At 51.9% G+C, this 2,256-nt stretch carries 2 tRNA genes and 1 rRNA gene; all 3 read right to left on the bottom strand.

The annotated features are described in order from the left end of the window. Positions 1-1,695, bottom strand: a 23S ribosomal RNA gene (locus FFS49_RS41710); the annotation flags it as partial. 289 nt (positions 1,696-1,984) lie between these two features. Beyond that, positions 1,985-2,060, bottom strand: a tRNA-Ala gene (locus FFS49_RS41700). Between the two features lie 90 nt (positions 2,061-2,150). Beyond that, a tRNA-Ile gene (locus FFS49_RS41695) sits at positions 2,151-2,227 on the bottom strand. Between the last annotated feature and the right edge of the window lie 29 nt (positions 2,228-2,256).

Below are 2,256 nucleotides of genomic sequence, written 5' to 3'. Positions count from 1 at the left end.
GTACCTTATCCCGAAGTTACGGTACCAATTTGCCGAGTTCCTTCTCCCGAGTTCTCTCAAGCGCCTTAGAATACTCATCTCGCCCACCTGTGTCGGTTTGCGGTACGGTCATCATTAGACTGAAGCTTAGAGGCTTTTCTTGGAACCACTTCCAATTGCTTCGCTCCCTAAGGAGCTCGCGCCACACCCTTGAATTCCGCACCCGGATTTGCCTAAGTGCCTTCTCCAATGCAGCGACCGGGACTTCCAACACCCGGACAACCTTCCGCGATCCGTCCCCCCATCGCATCTAACAATGGTGCAGGAATATTGACCTGCTTCCCATCAGCTACGCATTTCTGCCTCGCCTTAGGGGCCGACTCACCCTACGCCGATGAACGTTGCGTAGGAAACCTTGGGCTTACGGCGAGGGGGCCTTTCACCCCCTTTATCGCTACTCATGTCAGCATTCGCACTTCCGATACCTCCAGCACCCTTTACAAGGCACCTTCGCAGGCTTACGGAACGCTCTCCTACCATGCGAGCAAAGCTCGCATCCGCAGCTTCGGTATATAGCTTAGCCCCGTTACATCTTCCGCGCAGGACGACTCGATCAGTGAGCTATTACGCTTTCTTTAAAGGGTGGCTGCTTCTAAGCCAACCTCCTGACTGTTTTAGCCTTCCCACTTCGTTTCCCACTTAGCTATATTTGGGGACCTTAGCTGGCGGTCTGGGTTGTTTCCCTCTTGACACCGGACGTTAGCACCCGATGTCTGTCTCCCGTGATTGCACTCTTCGGTATTCGGAGTTTGCTATGGCGGGGTAATCTGCAATAGACCCCCCAACCATGACAGTGCTCTACCCCCGAAGGTGAGACACGAGGCACTACCTAAATAGTTTTCGGAGAGAACCAGCTATTTCCAGGTTTGTTTAGCCTTTCACCCCTATCCACAGCTCATCCCCTAACTTTTCAACGTTAGTGGGTTCGGACCTCCAGTACGTGTTACCGCACCTTCATCCTGGCCATGGATAGATCACCTGGTTTCGGGTCTACGCCCAGCAACTGAACGCCCTATTCGGACTCGCTTTCGCTACGCCTGCCCTATACGGTTAAGCTTGCTACTGAACGTAAGTCGCTGACCCATTATACAAAAGGTACGCCGTCACCCCTTACGAGGCTCCGACTGTTTGTATGCATGCGGTTTCAGGATCTATTTCACTCCCCTCCCGGGGTTCTTTTCGCCTTTCCCTCACGGTACTGGTTCACTATCGGTCGATCACGAGTATTTAGCCTTGGAGGATGGTCCCCCCATCTTCAGACAGGATTTCACGTGTCCCGCCCTACTTGTCGCACACCTAGTTCTTTCATACTGTTTTCGCCTACAGGGCTATCACCTGCTATGGCCGCACTTTCCAGAGCGTTCGGCTAACAATACAAATAAAGAGTGCAAGGCTCATCCCATTTCGCTCGCCACTACTTTGGGAATCTCGGTTGATTTCTTTTCCTGCGGTTACTTAGATGTTTCAGTTCACCGCGTTCGCTTCGCATGGCCTATGTATTCAGCCATGGATACTCCAAAAGGAGTGGGTTTCCCCATTCGGACATCTACGGATCAAAGCTTGTTTGCCAGCTCCCCGTAGCTTTTCGCAGGCTACCGCGTCCTTCATCGCCTGTGATCGCCAAGGCATCCACCACATGCACTTGTTCGCTTGACCCTATAACGAGTCTGTCTCGCGACAGTCGCTACAGGTTGAGTTCTCGCGTTGTGCCGTATTCCAATTGAGTCAAACATAGAGTTCGAATCATCTTGAGATACATCGATACAATCACAACCCGGATAGTTTCCACGTCCATCTCAAGACGCTTCCGCTATCCAAATTACTTACTTCTTCCAGATTGTTAAAGAACGACAGCCGATACATACTACGTATCACTCTGACTGGCTCAATCGCCAATGCAAAATTCTCGGTTCAGTGTCTGAACCAAGCCCTTAGCGTTGGTGATTGGTGGAGGCAGACGGGATCGAACCGACGACCCCCTGCTTGCAAAGCAGGTGCTCTCCCAGCTGAGCTATGCCCCCATGAGTACAGATAACCTCAGGTACTACAGCCTATCGGCATGGGTTGCTCGTAATCGCTAAAGCGCTAACGATCACCGACACGTCAGACAATGGTGGGTCTGGTTGGATTCGAACCAACGACCCCCGCCTTATCAAGACGGTGCTCTAACCGACTGAGCTACAGACCCCTGAGTCTGTCTTTAAATTTACAGCCGAT

This window comes from Burkholderia sp. 4NA327C6 (assembly GCF_005502655.1).
Lineage (GTDB): Bacteria > Pseudomonadota > Gammaproteobacteria > Burkholderiales > Burkholderiaceae > Burkholderia > Burkholderia contaminans.
This window is presented reverse-complemented; position numbering and strand designations above follow the sequence as displayed.